The sequence below is a fragment of the Rhodococcus sp. MEB032 genome (assembly GCF_030208925.1).
Lineage (GTDB): Bacteria > Actinomycetota > Actinomycetes > Mycobacteriales > Mycobacteriaceae > Rhodococcus_F > Rhodococcus_F qingshengii.
On the sequence record NZ_JARVSY010000002.1, the window covers coordinates 337,743 to 355,777 of the forward strand.

Consider the following 18,035-nt stretch of genomic DNA (forward strand, 5'->3'; position numbering starts at 1 on the left):
GGTTACCCGCGCGTTCGGAAGAGCGCGGTGTCAGAGTTCGGGACAGTGCCCGTGTGGAGGACGTATTCGCTGGTGGCGACGGGGCCGGCCGCGCTCGACCTGAGACAGGGTGCGAGCGTCGAGCGGAGGTGCGCTGACATCGAAGCCCAATTCCCTGCGCCTCGAACCGCCTCGCGAAAGTTCTTCAACGCCGGCGCCTGGTCGCACAGTTCCTCGACGGGATCCGAACCGGCTGGTAGTTGCCACTCGAGCAGGTGCGAGGCCGAGCTCACCGACTCCAATCCAGCTGCTGCCTTCTCGAATTCGCTCGGGCTCGACCATGTCGTCGGTAGTGGTGTGATGCCATTCCACGCAGAGGCGGCCTCCCTTCGGAGTGCTGCTGCCCACCCGTTCTCCGACCACGTTGCGACACAAATGCTTCCACCCGGGCGGGTCACCCGCATCATCTCTGCGAGGGCGATCGCAGGGTTGGGACAGAAGATGATCCCGAAGATGCTGACACAGGCGTCGGCGCTCGAATCCGACCACGGCAGAGACTGTGCATCGCCGATCGTGAAAGTGGGTTCGGTAGTTCCGGGGCGAGGAATCCAGCGTTCGCGCGCGACCTCCAGCTGGCTGGCGGAGAGGTCGAGTGCGTGGACCGCGATCCCGGACTGGGCCGCCGGGAGCGTAAAGTTCCCCGTTCCAGCGCAGACGTCGTACGCCGTGCTCACGTGCCCGATCGAGCGCAGCGCCTCTGTCGATGCAGGTGAGAGTTGTTCGGCAAGAGGGGAATATGCCGCACCGTTCCAGTTTCCCCGATTCACGACAAGCTCCTTTCGACTGCGTCGATGACCGTATCGAGCGCTGCGCCTGCCGCACGCGCTGCTTCGCCGGGGTTGCGTTCCTCGATGGCAGCGATCAAGGGTCGGTGCTCGTCGACGTGGAAACCTGGACCGACACTGACGGCGGACAGCGAATCCGTCACGGCAGCAAGGACTCCCCGGTAGACGTCGATCAGTGCGGAATTGTGGGACGCCTCGACGATCGAAAGGTGCAAGGCCATGCCGGCTTCGACAGTGAAGCCGCCGACGTGACCGGGGTGGGCATTCCAGGCTGCATGTATCCGCGCGAGATCTTCGGGGGTGTGGCGCTGCGCTGCAAGTCGCGCGGCTTCGACCTCGAGTCCGCGTCGCAGGCTCAGTACGTCGAGAACGTCACCTCTGGCGAGCCTGCGCCCGAGTAATCCTTCGACCGGCGACGCCGCCATGACGTACACGCCGCCACCGTGGCGTACGGACAGAACTCCGGCGTGGGCAAGCGCCCGTACCGCTTCGCGCATGGTGTTTCGGGCGACTCCCAATTCTTCGACCAATGCGGTCTCCGGCGGGAGTTTCGATCCGACGGGCCATCGACCGGTCGAGATCGCCTCCTCGATCGCCGCGGCGACGATGTCTACCTTGCGTCCGGAATCGGCCATGTATGTCACCTCGGATAAGTGGGTCAATGACTTGATCGAGGTTAGCGTGCCCGACCAAGTGGGTCAATGACTCGGAAATTACCCGCGTACGTCCAGGCTGCGGGCGTAGTGCTCCTTGAATACCTCGAGATGTGCCCAAGATTCCAAGCCGCTGACACCGTCGATCCCGCGGATTCGTTCGGACAGCGCATGCAGGTCGCTCGAGGAGTTGGCGGCAACCGTCGCGATCACGTCGTATCGTCCGAGGGTCCGGGCGAGGAATTCGATTCCGGGCAGCGACTCGATCTCCGATACCGCGTTGTCGTCCCGTGAGCCCAGATTGACGCCGATGCCCATCGCCAGCGTTCGGCCACCACCTCGCCGCTTGACGACAGCGCCGACGCGCAGTGCCGTGCTCGCGATCAGATGATTGACCCGGTTGCGCACGGCGCTCGGCGACAGTCCGGTGTGTTCGGCCAGCTCGAGAAAGGGCATTCGCCCGTTGCGCTCGAGCAGTTCGATCAACGCGACATCTGTCGAGTCGAGTCGGATATCGGCTTGTAAAGCGGTCTCGGGCATGAAGATTCCCTTGATGACGTCGACGTAGACCAGCGTGCTCACGGATCGAACGCCACGTTGTGAGCGGAGTTCGGCGATGGCACGGTACAGATCGTCGTGACTGGGCACCCGAAGTTCCGCAATCACGTTGTACTGCCCGCTGACTGCCGAGATGTAGACGGCGGCCTCGGATGCGATCAACGCGTCCAGCACCGGGGTCATCGGTCCGGACACTGCGATCGAGACGTGTGCAAGCGCCTTCAGCCCGAGAAGTTCGGGGTGCGCGACGGCCACTACGGACACCGTTCCCGAGTCGAGTAGCGCCTGCACTCTGGTGGACACCGCCGCTCGTGGGGCGTCGACCGCCACGGACAGTTCGCGGTACGTCGCTCGCCCGTTGCGCTGAAGTGCGGCAATGAGCTTGGAATCGAGATCGACCGTCATGGTTGCCCCAACTTTTCCAGAGATTTTTCTGTATGAGCTTCCTATTAGAACAGTCGCATGTGGCCATGGATGATGTGGATAAGTGCAGAAATGCTCAAGAACTCATACAAAAAAGTTGTATACCGCCTGGTCTGAAACTTTGATGCATTGCATAGCTCCAGGTCAGGGCGTAGTTTTCGCTCAACACGCAGTGACCTGCACCACCATCTCGACGAAGGACCACCATGCGCAAGTTGCACACGCACGAAGCCTCGCCTCTCGACGCCACCGGCACGATCTTCACCGGCGCCAAGATCCACACCGTTGACGACAGCACGGTGGGAGCCGAAGCGTTCCTGGTGTTCGGAAACCGCTTTGCAGCGGTGGGAACGCTCGAGGAATGCCGCACCGAGGCGCGTCGGCTGAGCACTCGCACAACCGCGGTGGTCGAACTCGACGGCGCCACCGTCGTCCCCGGCTTCGTCGATCCACATGCACACCCGTTGATGTACGGGCAGATGCTCAGCTGGGTGGACTGTGGCCCGGAGAAGGCACATTCCATCCCCGGAATCATTGCGCTACTTCAGGAAGCGGCGCTCACAGCACCTGCGGGCGTCCCGATTCGCGGATACGGCTACGAGCACCGCAACCTGATCGAAGGGCGTCACCCGCTCAAGGAAGAGCTCGATCAGGTGGCCACCGATCGCGAGGTCTACCTCATGAACGCGAGCGGTCACGGCGGCGTCGTCAACTCCTTCACTTTCGACAAGCACGGTATCGACGCGAGCACCGAGAATCCGGCCGGTGGCGAGTTCTTCCGAGATGAAGACGGCGAACTCACCGGTGAGCTCTCCGACGCCGCGTGCAACATTCTCACCGGCGTCAACGGAGTGAAGGTCGGCCATCACGGCCCCAACTTCCATCTCGAGGACGAGCCGGAAGAGCACCTTCGCCAGCTGTCGGTCGCTCAGGACAAGTTCCTGGCCGGTGGCGTCACCACCATCGGTGACTGCCAGGTGACCCGGCGTGAATTCGACATGTACCTGCGTCTGGCCGAGCAGGATCAGCTCAAGACCCGCGTCAGCATGTACATGCTCAGCCACCTCCTCGATCACGTCATCGACACGGGAATGCACGGCGCCTTCGGCAATTCGCGGCTCGCGTTCGGCGGCATCAAGTTCTACGCCGACGGCACACTCGGAGGCTGGACCGCATACTTCCCCGACGGCTACGTGGGCGACCCGTGCCGCACCGGGCAGCTCTACCACGAGCCGGCGGACTACTCGGAGCTGATTGCCAAGGCACATTCGGTGGGTCTGCAGACCGCCACGCACGCTCAGTCACCGACCGCCATCGACATGGTGCTCGATGCCATCGAAGCTGCGCAGAAGGCTCACCCCGACGCCGACGCTCGTCACCGCATCGAGCATTGCGGACTCCCGACGGCCGAGCAGATCGCAAGGATGAACCTGGCCGGCGTCTACCCGGTGAACCAGCCACAGCACTACTACAACTGGGGCGAGGGCGTCACCGCTGCGATCGGCACTCCGGGCGAGCGGTTCAACCCGCTAGGCGAGTTCATCGCTGCCGAAGTTCCCGTGACCATCAGCTCCGACGCCCCCGTCGCAGAGCCGAAGCCGCTCGAAGCAATTCAGGCAGCCGTTACTCGTGTGACGCGTCAGGGCCATCAGCTCGGCTCCGATGCACTCCGCATCACCGCCGACCAGGCATTGCAGGCTCATACCCTCAACGGTGCGCGTGCGCTGGGCCGCGAAGCAGAGCTGGGCAGCATCTCGGTCGGCAAGCGGGCCGACTTCGTCATTCTGGGCGCGGATCCCCTCGAGGTTCCGGCCGACGCGATTGCGCAGATCGAGGTCCGAGAGACCTGGATCGACGGCGAACTCGCACATTCAGGTCATAACCACCTATTGTCGAGCACTTCGACCACCGAGGAAAAGTAATGAACCGAGAGCAACAGATCGTGAAGGCCCGCAAGGCGGGATTTGCAGCCTTCGTCGGTACAACTATCGAGTGGTACGACTTCTACGTGTATGCCACGGCAGCCGCCCTGGTGTTCGGTGACATCTTCTTCCCACCTGGAACCGACCGCCTGACCGGCGTTGCGGCGGCGTTCGCGACATATGCCGTCGGTTTCTTCGCTCGCCCGCTCGGCGGAATCGTGTTCGGCCATGTCGGTGACAAGATGGGCCGACGCACCGCCTTGGTTGTGACTTTGACGCTGATGGGTGCAGGCACGTTCCTCATCGGCATGTTGCCCACTTACGCGTCGATCGGGTTCTGGGCGCCGTTACTGCTGGTACTGCTCCGCTTCGTCCAGGGCTTTGCCGTCGGCGGCGAATGGGGCGGCGCGGTCCTGATGGCCGTCGAGCATGCACCCGAGGACAAGAAGACCTTCTACGGCGGTTTCGCTCAGCTGGGCAACCCGGCCGGCGCGCTCCTGGCCACAGGTTTCTTCAGCATTCTCTCCACCTTCGGCGACGACGCTCTGCGCGAGTGGGCTTGGCGTCTGCCGTTCCTCTGCTCGGCGCTGCTGATTCTCGTCGGCTTGGTCGTTCGCCTGAAGGTCGAAGAGTCCCCGGTTTTCGAGTCCGAGGTGAAGTCCGCGGACGTGCCGGAAATGCTCCCGCTCAAGTACGCGCTGGTGACCAACTGGCGCCCGATCATCCTGGGCATCGGCATTCTGCCCGTCGCAGTCGGCGGCTACTACCTCGTGACGACCTTCATCACGGCATACGCAACCGACCCCGATGTCGGATTGTCGGAGACGTTGATTCTCAACGCGCTCAGTGTCGCTGCAGTGGTCGAGTTGATCGCGACTCTCGGCGTGGCGTGGCTCGGCGACAAGGTGGGACGCGTCCGCGTCGTCATCTGGGGCCTTGCGGCAGTCGCGATTCTCGCAGCGCCGCAGTTCCTGGTGCTGAAGTCCGGATCCGTGTTCCTGATCTTCCTGACCTTCGCTGTCATGCGACTGGTGCTGGCGGCCACGTACGGCCCGATCGCCGCCGTCCTGTCACAGATGTTCAAGCCGCAGGCCCGCTACACGAGCATCTCGTTGGCGTACCAGGGTGCAGGCGCGATCTTCGGTGGGTTGTCACCGCTGGTGTCGACGCTGATGTACAAGGCAACCGGCAGCATCTGGCCGGTCATCGCACTGCTGATCGGCATGTGCGTCCTGAGCATCGTCTGCCTGCTCTTCGCTCCGCAGCACGTGGACGAAGCGACCGATACCGACGGTGCTCCGCACGACCTGAACAAGGAATCGGCTTCCGCCTGACTGCCGAGAATCGGCTACCGCCTGACCGCCGAGAATCGGCTCCGCCCGACAACTGAACACACGAAGCTGGGGCAGTACACGATTTCCGTGTACTGCCCCAGCTGTCGTTTCAGGTCAGTTGTCGTTCAGCGCCGGTTACGCGCCGACGAGATGGCGATGAAAATGATCGCTGCGTCGGTGGGCCTGGCTGAGATTTCTGATCTCACGCAGCCAGAAGTGAGACGCCAGCGTGTTACTGCTTCCGTAACCAGTGCCGGACGTGTCTTCGTCGATCAGGGCGACAAGCGCTTTGATCAGGCTGGTGACCTTGAGGTTGTTGGTTTGAGAATGTCGGAGCAACAGCTCGGCGGCTTCGTCGGTGCTGCAACGGTAGAGGGTGCAGACGATTTCGATACCGCGCTCGCGGATCCGGCCCGAAGAAGTCGGGATCCGTAGACCGTTCGTCGAGTTGCTGTTCGTCTGGTTGTTCGTGTCGTCGGGGTGAATCATGGTGTTGATCAAGGTATTCCTTTGAACCGCAGGGTCTTTGGGCTCGTGCGGTGTGTAGCGCATGTTGATACTGGTGCAGTCGGTACGCGATTGGCGGCGGACTTCGTCGGAGCCTTCGGCCTGGTCAACAATCTGCGGGACTGATGAAAGTGCGTAGTGATCAAAGGCGCGGATTTGCACCGAACTGGAAGTCTGCCCCTGGAACGGATACTGGAACTGTTGTTCCGGGCGAAGCGACCGGCTGCCTGACTGACGGCTGCCCTCTGATAACCCCACCGTACGTCATCATTGGAGTTTCAGCTAATTCTATTTCGAGCGGCTGAGACCACGGTGGTCCGTATTACCTGCTCAAGAGGCGTTTATGTGGCCGATTATTGCTTGCTTGGTGATAGCCCAGGCGTCGGTCGTCGGGTTGCCGAACTCGCCGTGGCCGACGCCGGGAAGTTCGATCAGATCGACCACGTCGCCTGCTGCTCGGGCGGCACGGGCATAGCGCCGACTCTGTTCGACCGACACGACCTTGTCTCCGAGTCCGTGGATCACCGTGACGGGGAGGCCGGTGGGGAGGTGCTCGATCGGTGATGCGATGCGGTAGCGATCGGGATGATCGGTAGGCATGCCGCCCAGAAGATTTCGAACAAATCGATCTTTGCCCGCGGTTGCGGCGAGCGTCATGTCGAAGACGCCGGCCATGATCGTCGTCGAGCGAACCGGCACCGAGAGGTTTGGTTCCGGGGCGTCTGCGCCCTGTCGGGATCGCGATGCGACCCAGGCGGCAAGTTGTCCACCCGCGGAGTAGCCGGCGATGTGTACACGGCTCAAATCCAGTCGCCCGGAGGCCTTTTCCTGAACGATGCCGGCCAGGGCGTTGGTGGCCGTAACGGTATCGGAGAGCGTGGTCGGCCAACCACCCTGACCGCCGACGCGCCTGTATTCGATGTTCCAGACCGCAATTCCGTACGGGGTCAAGGTTTTTGCCCACGCGCCCGCGTACTCGAGATTGCTCTTCTGGGCCCATCCGCCGCCGTGGATGAGTACGACGACCGGCAGGTCGCCGTCCGATCCTTCTGGAAGATACAGATCGCCGAAAGTGTCTGCGGCCGCGGCGTAGGCGATGCGGACCGGAGCGACATCGCGGTCGAGGCCGGTCGCACTGCTGACAGATGTGAGGAGGGCGAGTGCACAGACGAGCACTACGGCGAGATACCCGGCCAAGCGGTCGCGGGAGCGGTGCGCGATGACCTGATTCCTCTCGGCAGGCGACGGACGATAATTCGGAAATCAGTCTATCGGTGCCAGGTGAATTTATGGTGTGAGCGAATGGGCCGTGCTCGCGCGCACGCGGAGTTCGCTACGCGTATAGCTCTGAACTGGGGGTTCGTCACCGTTGACCAGGGCCAACAGTGCATGCACGGCCGCTGCCGCCTGTTCTTGGGGGAAGAAGTCGAAGGCAGTGATCGGGGGCTGGGAAACCAGCAGGGCAGGTTCGTCGCTGTCCTGTGCAATCAAGACGTCACCCGGAATCGACAGCCCGAGATCGAGGGCCGCTCGCGCCGCTGCCGGGGCGCAACCGAGAATCAACGACAGGATCGCGTCAGGCGCAGTCGGGGAGTCGAGGGCCTCGCGGGTGGCCGCATACGCGGCGCCGATGAGGCCTCCGACGGTGCTGGCGCCCGCAAACGACGTCAAATCCTCGCTGGTGCGTGGTGCCACTCCCCGGGCGCGGCACCATTCGAAGTAAGCGAAAGTCGTTGCGCGGGTCCACTCCGAATGATCTCCGGCGGTGAGGACGAAAATGTCCCTTGCGCCACGTTCGGCGAGGTGGTTCAGAAGGGTTTTCGTGGTGGAGGCGAGGTCCGGTGAAGCGGAGTATCCGAACTGCCCGGAGTGTCCAGGACCCACTGCGACAGAGGGGATTCCGATCTTCTGCAGAACCTCGACGCGTGGGTCGTCGACCATCGGGTCGACGACCAGTACGCCGTCCATCTCGATGCGCCGCAGTCCGTTCGGATCTTTCATCGACGGTAGTAGGAGGAGTGAGTGATCGGCGTGGAATGCGGCCTGGGTCGCGGCGGTCGCCACGCGCCCGTACCAGTCGAAATTGAGGTACTCGGCCGATGACAGTTGGTCGGGAGCGGGGAGCATCAGTCCGAGGGTGGCAGTCCGACCCGACCTGAGATTCTGGGCCGACCGATTGGCACGGTATCCAAGGCGGTCGGCAACCTCTTGAACCCGAGCGCGAGTGGCCGCGTCGACCCGGCCCTTGCCGTTGAGTGCATAGGAGACCGTGGACACCGCGACGCCGGCGGCGTTGGCGACATCACGAAGCGTCGGCGAAACAGGGGTAGCCACTGCGGATCGTTTCTACTCGTTGGTCGGTTTGTCTCCAGCCTATCGATCAATCGTTTCGGCATGTTGCGTGCACCGGTGAGGGGCACCTCAAAACAAAACGTCGAATCGTTTCAGCGCAGGTATTGACACTGGTGAAACGATTCGGCACTCTCTTAGGAACACCGGGCGAACGTCGAGAGAAATTCGGGCGAACCTCGGGAAACCTGACCAGGCAGGCGCATACTTGCCTTAACTCGCGGAGCCTCCCCATGACCGAAAAAACCGACCCTCCCGGTGCAGGAACGCATTCTGAATCCGGTTCTCTCACGTCATCCTCGGGCCTGCGCGCCGGAACTATCAACAGCCGTCATCTGGTCTTCTTCGTCATCGCCGCAGCGGCGCCACTGACGATCCTGGTGGGATTCGCGCCACTGGGCCTGATGGTTTCCGGCTCTGCGCTTCCGGTGGGGTACGTCGTTCCCGGGATCGTCTATCTACTGTTCGCCGTCGGCTTCACGGCGATGAGCAGGCATATCCGCGGCGCGGGCGCGTTCTACGCCTACATCACCGAAGGGCTCGGAAAAACAGTCGGCGCAGGCGCCTCTGTGCTGGCTTACATCGGCTATCTCGGTGGCCAGATCGGATTCGTCGTGGCTTGCGGCATCTTTCTCTCGTCGACGATCGAGTTGTTCCTGGGAGTAACCGTTTCCGTCTACACCTGCGCATTGGCGGTCGCCGTTCTGGTCGTGGTGGTGGGATATCGCAGGGTCGATATCGGCGCGAAGGTGCTGGCCGTTTTGATGGCGCTCGAGCTCGGCGTCCTCGCAGTCTTCTGTGTGGCGGTTCTGTTGAAAGGCGGCCACGAAGGACTGTCGCTCGACAGTTTTTCGCCGTCGACCTTCATGACAGCCGGACTGGCGAGCGTCTTCGTGTTGACCTTCACCTCCTTCGTCGGTTTCGAGCAGACGGCGATCTACAGCGAGGAAGTTTGTCGATTCCAAACGCACAGTGTCGCGTGCGACCTACACAGCAGTCACTGTTCTGGCTGTGGTCTACGCATTCTGTGCTTGGGTGATCGTGCAGGCCGTCGGCCCGAGTCGGATGGGCGACCTACTCGGCGGTGACCCGTCCGAGCTGATCTTCGATCTCAACAATGAATTTGCCGGCTCCATGATGACCGACGTGATGCATCTGTTGATCGTCACGAGCTTCTTCGCGGGTTGCCTTGCCCTCCACAATGCTTGCAGTCGCTATCTGCTCACCATGGGGCGCGCGAGAGTCTTTCCTGCCGGGCTTGCACGGGTTTCGCCGACCACTGGAACGCCGAGCGTCGCCGGAATCACACAAGGCGCACTGGTATTCGCGGCAATCGCCGGCTTTGCGCTGACGCCCGCAGACCCGTACACCCAAGTAGTCGTGTGGACGAATACACCAACGATCATCGGTGTGCTGGTGTTGCAGGTTCTCACTTCCGTCGCCGTGCTCAGGTTCTTCTCGCAGGATTCTCGCGGTGAAGGTCTGTGGCAGAGGTTGATTGCACCCTCGCTCGCTGCAGTGGCGTTGATCGTCGCGCTCGGGTACCTCTTGATGAACATGAGTGACCTGACCGGGTTGACCACCGCGCAAAACTTCTTGTTGGCAGTGCCATTGCTGTTGGCTTTCGCATTCGGCGTGGTCCGCGGGATGCGCGTACGTGAACACTCGGTCGAGGAGTTGTCGGCATGAGCGAATACGCATGGTCGGTCCCCGGAGGGTTGGTCGAACGTCCCGGAATTGTTCCGGGCGCTCCAGAGATATGGGTCTATGCGGACAGGTTCTCGTACTTCGGTGGTGACACCGTCTCGATCCGAGTGCATACCACCGCAGAAGAATACGACCTCGAAATTGTTCGAGACGGCGCCCGGCCGCAACAGGTCGCGCAATACTTCGGTCTGCCGGGCAAGCAGCAGCAGACGCCTGCCGGCGCGTACGCAGTGGGCTGCGACTGGGCGGAATCCCTTGCCGTCGAGATAGATCCGAAATGGACGTCCGGCATGTACTTGGTTCTGGTCCGGATGCTCCACGAAGGGGTGACTATTGAGCGGGAGGGCTTCTTCGTCGTCAAGGCGCGCGAACCCGAGCATGCCGACTTCGTACTCATTCACACCACCAGCACGATGTTGGCCTACAACGACTGGGGTGGGGCAAACCACTACCGAGGTGTTCCGGACGGCTCCGGCGATGTGCCGACACCGATTTCCTCGACGCAGCGTCCCGTCGCGCGGGGGATGTTGCGCAAACCCGAGGGTGCAGCACGCAACATCCACACCGACACACCGGGAATCGGATGGATTCCCCGTCACCCGCCGTACGAATGGGCGTGGGTGAACGGCTACTCGCGTCACCATGCGGACGCCTTCTGGGCCACTTACGAGAGGCCGTTCACGGTCTGGGCGGAAGAGCAGGGGTTCCGCGTCCACCACGTGACACAACACGATCTGCATAACGATCCGTCAGCGCTGCATGGATATTCATGCGCAGTTGTCGTCGGTCACGACGAGTACTGGTCCTGGGAGATGCGTGACCGCATAGATGATTTCGTCGAAGAGGGTGGTGGTCTGGCGCGATTCGGCGGGAACTTCCTGTGGCAGGTACGCCTCGAAAACGACGCACAAGTCTGTTACAAGAATCCGTTCGACGATCCGATGCGAGAAGTCGACCCGACCCGGGTGACGACGGCGTGGGATTCGCCCGAGGTTGCCCGACCGGGGGCGTGGACGATGGGATTGACCGGCATGGCCGGTGTCTACAATCGTTACGGTGCAACAACTCCCAGGTCTTCGGGCGGTTTCACGGTATACCGGCCGGATCATTGGGCGTTGAACGGAACCGACCTGTACTACGGAGACAACTTCGGGATCGCCCCGATCTGTGTTGCCGGATTCGAGATGGACGGCGTGGATTTCACGTTCCGGAAGGGCCAGCCGTATGCGACCGGCGTCGACGGCGCTCCCGAGGATCTGGAGATCATCGCGATGGCGCCGGCAGTTTCGGGTTCGCGGGACAAATGGAACGGGAAAGTTCCGATCGGTGCGCCTTTCGCCGAAGTGCAGGGAATCATCGAATGCTTCTATGGCAGTGAGCCTCCAGATCACCTTCGTGATCTCGAATACGGATCGGGAATGGTCGCCTGTCACAAGCGAGGTCTCGGCTCCGTGTTCAACGCAGGTTCCACCGAATGGGTGAACGGGCTGATCCATCACGATCCGTTCACCGAACGAATAACTGCAAACGTACTGAATCTGTTTGCTGCACGAATTTCCAGCTCCAACACGAAGGAAAAATGACATGAGTGTCAACGGCATTCGAATGTTCGGGCCAGGGCAGGGGACGCGGTTCATCCCGGAGTGGGGTGACGACGCGAGCCCGAACTGGTCGGAATCCGAATGGAGGTCATTCGGAGATCCGAACGGGGAATACTTCGGCGGTGGTTGGGAAGGCGAGCCCGGCACGCTCTTGTGCGACCCGTATCCGTACGACGAGGTCTGTATCATGATCAGCGGCCGGGTGGCGCTGATCGACCTCGATGGAAACCGTCGCGAATTCTCCGCTGGGGAAGCATTTTTCGTGCCGCAGTCGTTTCGCGGTACCTGGGAGACGGTTGAGCCGTCGAAGAAGTTCTTCGTCGCGCTCCCCGGATCGCGCTCATGACGGTGGAAACTTCGATGACTGTCGCAGCGTTTGGTCACGTGATCAACGGAACGTGCGAGAGCCCGGCAGGTAGACTTTCCGTGCTGGTCGATCCGGTGACCGACAATGTATACGCCCGTGCTGCCGTCGGTTCCGCCGATGACGTCGACCGAGCCTGCCGTTCGTCCGAGAAGGCTGCGCGGTCCTGGCGCCGGTCCACCCCTGCGCGCCGTCAGGAGTTGCTGCTGGCCCTCGCGGACGCGCTGGAAGCAAACGCGAAATATTTCCTCGAGGTCGAATGCCGCAGTACCGGCAAGCCTCTCAGGCAGGTGCGAGACGACGAGATCCCGCAGTGTGTTGACTTTCTGCGGTACTTCGCGGGTATTGCCCGCTCTCTGCCGGGCGTTGCCGCAATGGAGTGCACGGAGGGTGCTACGTCTTATGTCAGACGTGAACCCATTGGCGTGATCGGTGCGATCGCTCCTTGGAACTACCCGTTGATGATGGCGGTCTGGAAGATCGCGCCGGCACTCGCGACGGGAAACACCCTCGTGCTCAAGCCGGCCGAGGAGACGCCGGAGACCGCGGTGATGCTGGGAGTGCTTGCAGCGCAGATCTATCCGCCCGGGGTGTTGAACGTAGTGTGCGGCGATCGCGATACCGGAGCCGCGCTCGTCGCTCATCCGGTTCCTCGGATGATTGCGCTGACGGGATCGACGAGAGCGGGGATTTCGGTCGCAAAGGCCGCATCGGAAGACGTCAAGCTGTTGCATCTCGAACTCGGAGGCAAGGCACCCGCCGTTGTTTTCGCCGACGCGGACCTCGACGGCGCAGTCGCGGGGATTGTTGCCGGAGCCTTTTACAACAGCGGTCAAGATTGCACCGCTGCGACGAGGATTCTCGTTCAAGAGGAGGTTGCGGAGGAGTTCACCGAGAAGTTGACGGCTGCGGCCGCGGACTTGAGGTTGGGCGGACCGGAATCGGGCGATTGTCTCGGCCCCCTGGTCAGCCGCGCTCACCGTGATCGAGTGGCGGAGTTGGTAGAGAGACGCTCGGCAAATACGAACGTATGTATTGGCGGGGGAAAGCCAGCTGGACCAGGGTTTTTCTATCTACCGACTGTTATTTCCGGGGTGCAGCAGGAAGATGAGCTGGTCCAGGAAGAGATATTCGGGCCGGTTGTCACCGTACAGTCGTTCTCCACCGAGGCTGAAGCGATCGAACTTGCGAACGGGACCAAGTACGCTCTCGCGTCGAGCGTGTGGACGTCCGACCACGGCACCGCGATGAGGATGACGGCCGAACTGGACTTCGGCTGCGTCTGGGTGGGAGCCCACGGAATGCTCGCCGCTGAGATGCCTCACGGTGGCTTCGCCGGGTCGGGTTACGGCAAGGATCTGTCGGAGCTCGCACTGGCGGAGTACACGAGGGCCAAGCACGTCATGCATGTGACGAGCGTCTGACTCCTCGGCAATATCCAACGACGGCCACCTGCCCGCGCTGCGGGACGGTGGCCGTCGTCGTGCCTCGGTGGACCTGCAAGCTGCTGTTTAAATATGTTGCAGTGCAACATGTTTAGAGAGAATTTTCGTTGATTCGGGTCGCGAATGCCGGTAAAGTGACGTGTGCAACATTGCGCACTTCGGCGCACATTCAACCCCACTTTCAATTCTGACTCCAGGAGACTGCCATGGGTTCATCCGACACCGATCTCAAAGCGCTCGACAGCGTTATCACCGTCGCCGGTGCATTGGCGGCGATATTCGGCGGAATCGCCGGAGTTGCCGGGCTGGCCACTTTTCTCGGAACCGGCGGCGGTTCTTAGGTTTTCAGCTGACATCACTGAGGCTCGGACCGTTCGATTCTGACGATCAGATCCGCGCGTGGCCTGACTGCGCTGATCAACTCGGCGTTCGGCTGATCTACCCGTTTCACCCACTCTGCAGCCGCTTCGGAACTCTTTCCGAAGCGGCTGTGGCGTTTCACCAAGCGCTTCGTCCGAGTTTCCTCCGGAACGTCGAGATACCAGACCTCGTCGAGTGCTGCTCGCACTTCCTGCCATCCACCACTGGGTAGGAGGAGATAGTTCCCCTCGGTGACTATCAGCGGTGTACATGGATCGACAGCCGTTGTGCTGCCTATTGATTCGTCGAACTCGCGATCGAAGACCGGAGCATAGACCGTCGAGTTCGAGGCTCGGAGTCGGCGTAGTAGAGCCGCGTAGCCGTCGACGTCGAAGGTGTCCGGTGCGCCTTTGCGTTCATGCCTGCCGAGTCGGTCGAGTTCCCGATTGGCAAGATGAAAACCGTCCATCTCGACGATGGAGCAACGAGAACCTAATTTCCGCACAATTGCCTGTGACACCGTCGACTTTCCGGCTCCCGGTGCGCCCGTGATGCCGAGGATTCTCCGACCGTCGTGGGTGATCAGGGAAGCAGCGCGTGAAGCAAGTTGGTCGAGCGTCAGCGAGACGGTCGGCGGTGAGGTCGTCACGTGTTGCTCCGATCAGTCCGAAGGGCCGGTGCATCGAGAGTACGCCGGAGGCTTTCGGCCATTGACAGTCTGAATGGACTGTGAAACTGTGATCCATGCCACTCGAGAAGTTGGAGGTGAGACCGTGACCCTGCGCGATGCGCAGCGCGAAGCGACGCGCCACCGGATTCTCGATGCGGCAACGGATTTACTGATAGCGGACGGTTATTCATCTCTGACGGCGCAGTCGGTGCAAACCGCTGCCGGAGTCAGTCGGGGCGCTCTGCTGCACCACTTTCCGAACATGCAGGAGCTCACTGCGGCGTTGGTGTCGAACATCGTCGTACGGAACGAGGTGGCGGTAAGAGCTGCCATGTCTCGGCAGGATTCGTCGGTTGACACGATCGAGAACTCGATCTCCGCTCTGTATTCGGCGTTGACTCAGCCGCCATTTCAAGCGGAACTCGAACTGTGGTCCGCAGCGCGGACGGATCCGGTGTTGGCCGAGGTGCTCCGGGAATCGGAGCGAATCGCCGGGCGGGATCTGCGGCGAGTTGTCCACGATGCTTTCGGTCCCGAAATTGTTGCTTCCGAGAACTATTCGCAGATTGCAGATCTGACGGTGCTGATGCTCCGTGGTTTGGCGCTGTCCCGGGCAGTGCAGAAGAGCGACGCGTCTGCGCGTCGTTCGATCAGTCAATGGGCAGGCGTCGTACGCCTGCTCCTCACCCAGAACTAGCGTAACTCGTTCCGAGCGAGGCGCGCTCTGTCGACAGGACCGATGATGACGGATTTTGCGACCCTGAAGTACGAGACGTCCGGCGGAAAAGCGTATATCACGCTCAACCGCCCCGATCGGCTCAACGCGATCGACGACCGGATGCCGTCTGACATTCGAAACGCGGTGGCAGCAGCCAATGACGACGACGAGGTCCGTGTGATCGTCTTGCAAGGTGCGGGCAAGGCATTTTGTGCCGGGTACGACCTCAAGAAGTTTGCCGAAGGTGACCTTGACGGAAAGTGGAACCAGGGCCCGGTCTGGGACCCCATCAAGGACTTTCGCGGGATGAAGCAGAACACCGACGACTTCTTCACGCTCTGGCGATCGCTCAAGCCGACGATCTGCAAGGTTCAGGGATATGCGATTGCCGGTGGAAGTGACATTGCGCTGTCCTGCGACATGCTGATCATGGCCGACGACGCTCGCATCGGATACCCGCCTGCGCGTGTGTGGGGTTGCCCGACGACGGCGATGTGGGTGTACCGGCTCGGAGCCCAGCGTGCCAAGCGAATGCTGTTGACGGGAGACACCATTGACGGTGTCACTGCGGCTGACTGGGGATTGGCGCTCGAAGCGGTGCCGGCCGACGAATTGGACTCGGCGGTGGAAGCGTTGGCGGATCGCATCGCCGGTGTTCCGCTCAATCAGTTGGCCATGCAGAAGATGATGATCAACCAGGCGTACGACAACATGGGATTGCAAGGCACCCAGGTACTGGCAACCCTGTTCGACGGAATTACGCGTCACTCCCCGGAGGGGCGCTGGTTCAAGGATTTTGCCGAGCGCGACGGATTCCATGCCGCGGTTCAGTACCGCGATTCCGGACGCAAGATTCCAGACGGAGGCGGGCCGCTCCCCGCGTCCGACACCCCTCCTCGATAGAAAGTGGATGTGAGATGAGCAGTGTTCTCGAAACGTCGTACTTCCCCGCTGACGTGTCTGACCCGATAGAGGAGCAAACGGTGGGTGGGCTGCTGCGAGAGTGCGCCGCGGACTCGCCGAATCTGATTGCAATCAGAGAAGTGGTTCCGACGCAATCGCATTCGCTTTCCGGGGCGGCTGAAACCGATCGCACGTGGACCTTCGCGGAGCTTCTCGACGAAGCAGAGGGGTGTGCGCACTATCTCTTGTCTCGGTTCGACTGTGGAGATCGGATCACTGTCTGGGCTCCGAACGTTCCGGAATGGATGATTCTGCAATACGGCGCCGCGCTCGCCGGGATGGTTCTGGTGACCGCCAATCCGGCGTTGGGTGCGGAGGAGCTGGCGTACGTCTTGTCGCAGTCCCAGTCTCGGGGGCTCTTCCACACCGGAAAGTTCCGCGGTGGCGATATGGCAGCGGTTGCATCCGAGGCGATTTCGATTTCGGGAGAAGAAGTTCTCGCAGTCAACTTCGAGGAGTGGGATCGCCAGGTTCGAGGTTGGGCGGGCGAGCGGGGCGCTCTGCCCGAAGTCTCGCCTGACGACAATGCGCAGATCCAGTACACGTCGGGAACCACCGGGGTTCCCAAAGGTGCTCTGTTGCATCACCGAGGATTGGTCAACAATGCCGATTTCGTGAGTCGGAGAGGCCGATTCCCTGAGCGGGGTTCGGTTGTGTCGGCCATGCCGCTGTTCCACACCGCCGGGTGCGGCATCCTGGTTCTCGGCGCCGCGCAGCGAAGAATGTCGATCGGCCTGATCCAGTACTTCGATCCGACTGCGGTTCTCGATGCGGCGGAACGCTTTCACGCTGACGTGGTCAGTGGAGTGCCGACGATGCTGATCGCGATGATCAACGACGCCAGCTTCGCGAGCCGCGACTTCTCGGCCTGTTCGGTAGTCGTATCCGGCGGGTCGTCGGTCCCGCCCGAACTCGTCAGCACGGTGGAGTCGGCCTTCGGGGCGGGGTTCAGCATCGTCTACGGACAAACCGAGGCCAGCCCCGTCATCACACAGACCAGCCCGGCCGACACCCCCGAGGACAAGTCGGAGACGGTCGGACTCGCGTTGCCGCAGGTCGAGGTGAAGATCTCCGACGTCGTGACCGGGGACAGCGTGCCGCTCGGCGAACAAGGCGAGATCTGCGCGCGCGGGTACCTCGTCATGACCGAGTACTTCCGTAATCCGGAGGCTTCGGCCGACACCGTGGACAAGGACGGTTGGTTGCATACCGGCGATTTGGGGACGATGGACGAACGTGGATACGTCCGGGTTACCGGCCGCCTCAAGGACATGATCATCCGCGGCGGTGAGAACATCTATCCGCGTGAGGTCGAGTCCGTGATCTTCACACATCCGAAGATTCTCGACGTGGCGGTCGTGGGTGTGCCCGACGAGGTGTGGGGTGAGCGAGTTGTCGCCGTCATCCGCTGGAAGGACGAGTCCGACCAACCGACCGCCGCTGAACTGGTCGAGTTCTGCACCGAGCGACTGGCGCGCCACAAGGCGCCCAAGGAGTGGTTCAGCGCGGAGGCGTTCCCACTGACAGGGTCGGGCAAGATCCAGAAATATCGAATTGCGAGCCTGGTCGGCGAAGGCGTGTACGGCGTCGTCAACTGATCGGTGCTCATAGCACGTCGGAGCGATTCTGTCTGGGTT

The 18,035-nt window shown here is 61.8% G+C and carries 18 protein-coding genes; 11 read left to right on the plus strand and 7 right to left on the minus strand.

What is annotated here, in order from left to right; genetic code table 11:
* Nucleotides 1–2 precede the first annotated feature (2 nt).
* From QRN54_RS04315 to QRN54_RS04325, 3 genes are all read right to left on the minus strand, one after another.
* Complete coding sequence (locus QRN54_RS04315; RefSeq protein WP_030536129.1) at nucleotides 3–806, minus strand: class I SAM-dependent methyltransferase; 804 nt, start codon at nucleotides 804–806, stop codon at nucleotides 3–5.
* Nucleotides 803–1,459: a FadR/GntR family transcriptional regulator gene (locus QRN54_RS04320; RefSeq protein WP_125052245.1), complete on the minus strand. Its 657-nt coding sequence runs from the start codon at nucleotides 1,457–1,459 to the stop codon at nucleotides 803–805. Before QRN54_RS04320 ends, QRN54_RS04315 begins: the two co-directional genes overlap by 4 nt.
* Nucleotides 1,460–1,537: 78 nt before the next feature.
* Nucleotides 1,538–2,440, minus strand: coding sequence for an Lrp/AsnC family transcriptional regulator (locus QRN54_RS04325; protein ID WP_007730473.1), 903 nt, complete (start codon nucleotides 2,438–2,440; stop codon nucleotides 1,538–1,540).
* A 224-nt stretch (nucleotides 2,441–2,664) separates the two neighbouring features.
* On the opposite strand from QRN54_RS04325, the gene QRN54_RS04330 reads away from it, so the two are divergent.
* Complete coding sequence (locus tag QRN54_RS04330; RefSeq protein ID WP_030536127.1) at nucleotides 2,665–4,380, plus strand: amidohydrolase; 1,716 nt, start codon at nucleotides 2,665–2,667, stop codon at nucleotides 4,378–4,380.
* Nucleotides 4,380–5,714 carry an MFS transporter gene (locus QRN54_RS04335; protein WP_285181646.1) on the plus strand — a complete coding sequence of 445 codons (1,335 nt, stop codon included), beginning with the start codon at nucleotides 4,380–4,382 and terminating at the stop codon, nucleotides 5,712–5,714. The genes QRN54_RS04330 and QRN54_RS04335 overlap by 1 nt, the downstream gene beginning before the upstream one ends.
* Before the next feature lie 135 nt (nucleotides 5,715–5,849).
* Here QRN54_RS04335 and QRN54_RS04340 read toward each other — a convergent pair whose 3' ends face one another.
* The 3 genes from QRN54_RS04340 to QRN54_RS04350 all read right to left on the minus strand — a co-directional run bounded on the left by QRN54_RS04340 (nucleotide 5,850) and on the right by QRN54_RS04350 (nucleotide 8,555).
* On the minus strand, nucleotides 5,850–6,479 hold the full coding sequence (locus QRN54_RS04340; protein ID WP_285181647.1) for a hypothetical protein: 630 nt from the start codon (nucleotides 6,477–6,479) through the stop codon (nucleotides 5,850–5,852).
* A 72-nt stretch (nucleotides 6,480–6,551) separates the two neighbouring features.
* Nucleotides 6,552–7,418: an alpha/beta hydrolase family protein gene (locus QRN54_RS04345; RefSeq protein WP_285181648.1), complete on the minus strand. Its 867-nt coding sequence runs from the start codon at nucleotides 7,416–7,418 to the stop codon at nucleotides 6,552–6,554.
* 90 nt (nucleotides 7,419–7,508) lie between these two features.
* Nucleotides 7,509–8,555 (minus strand): LacI family DNA-binding transcriptional regulator, encoded by a 1,047-nt coding sequence (locus tag QRN54_RS04350; protein ID WP_285181650.1) that lies wholly within the window; start codon nucleotides 8,553–8,555, stop codon nucleotides 7,509–7,511.
* A gap of 248 nt (nucleotides 8,556–8,803) precedes the next feature.
* Between QRN54_RS04350 and QRN54_RS04355 the strand changes: the two genes are divergently transcribed.
* From QRN54_RS04355 to QRN54_RS04380, 6 genes are all read left to right on the plus strand, one after another.
* On the plus strand, nucleotides 8,804–9,658 hold the full coding sequence (locus QRN54_RS04355; RefSeq protein ID WP_285181652.1) for an APC family permease: 855 nt from the start codon (nucleotides 8,804–8,806) through the stop codon (nucleotides 9,656–9,658).
* On the plus strand, nucleotides 9,606–10,259 hold the full coding sequence (locus QRN54_RS04360; protein WP_285181653.1) for an APC family permease: 654 nt from the start codon (nucleotides 9,606–9,608) through the stop codon (nucleotides 10,257–10,259). The genes QRN54_RS04355 and QRN54_RS04360 overlap by 53 nt, the downstream gene beginning before the upstream one ends.
* Nucleotides 10,256–11,860, plus strand: coding sequence for a N,N-dimethylformamidase beta subunit family domain-containing protein (locus QRN54_RS04365; RefSeq protein ID WP_285181654.1), 1,605 nt, complete (start codon nucleotides 10,256–10,258; stop codon nucleotides 11,858–11,860). Before QRN54_RS04360 ends, QRN54_RS04365 begins: the two co-directional genes overlap by 4 nt.
* Nucleotide 11,861: 1 nt before the next feature.
* Complete coding sequence (locus tag QRN54_RS04370; protein WP_285181655.1) at nucleotides 11,862–12,224, plus strand: cupin domain-containing protein; 363 nt, start codon at nucleotides 11,862–11,864, stop codon at nucleotides 12,222–12,224.
* Entirely contained in the window at nucleotides 12,221–13,666 is a 1,446-nt protein-coding gene (locus QRN54_RS04375; RefSeq protein ID WP_285181656.1) for an aminobutyraldehyde dehydrogenase, read from the plus strand. Before QRN54_RS04370 ends, QRN54_RS04375 begins: the two co-directional genes overlap by 4 nt.
* Before the next feature lie 227 nt (nucleotides 13,667–13,893).
* Nucleotides 13,894–14,028 (plus strand): hypothetical protein, encoded by a 135-nt coding sequence (locus QRN54_RS04380; RefSeq protein WP_003942853.1) that lies wholly within the window; start codon nucleotides 13,894–13,896, stop codon nucleotides 14,026–14,028.
* A 14-nt stretch (nucleotides 14,029–14,042) separates the two neighbouring features.
* Here QRN54_RS04380 and QRN54_RS04385 read toward each other — a convergent pair whose 3' ends face one another.
* A complete protein-coding gene (locus QRN54_RS04385; protein ID WP_285181657.1) occupies nucleotides 14,043–14,696 on the minus strand; it encodes a nucleoside/nucleotide kinase family protein in 654 nt (217 codons plus the stop codon).
* 124 nt (nucleotides 14,697–14,820) lie between these two features.
* On the opposite strand from QRN54_RS04385, the gene QRN54_RS04390 reads away from it, so the two are divergent.
* Genes QRN54_RS04390 through QRN54_RS04400 form a run of 3 tightly spaced genes read left to right on the plus strand, consistent with a single transcriptional unit; the run spans nucleotide 14,821 to nucleotide 17,996 of the window.
* Nucleotides 14,821–15,414: a TetR/AcrR family transcriptional regulator gene (locus tag QRN54_RS04390; RefSeq protein ID WP_007730510.1), complete on the plus strand. Its 594-nt coding sequence runs from the start codon at nucleotides 14,821–14,823 to the stop codon at nucleotides 15,412–15,414.
* A gap of 45 nt (nucleotides 15,415–15,459) precedes the next feature.
* The gene (locus QRN54_RS04395) at nucleotides 15,460–16,338 is read left to right on the plus strand and encodes a crotonase/enoyl-CoA hydratase family protein (protein ID WP_223304467.1); all 879 of its coding nucleotides are present in this window, start codon (nucleotides 15,460–15,462) and stop codon (nucleotides 16,336–16,338) included.
* A gap of 14 nt (nucleotides 16,339–16,352) precedes the next feature.
* Nucleotides 16,353–17,996, plus strand: coding sequence for an AMP-binding protein (locus QRN54_RS04400; RefSeq protein ID WP_042451563.1), 1,644 nt, complete (start codon nucleotides 16,353–16,355; stop codon nucleotides 17,994–17,996).
* Nucleotides 17,997–18,035 lie beyond the last annotated feature (39 nt).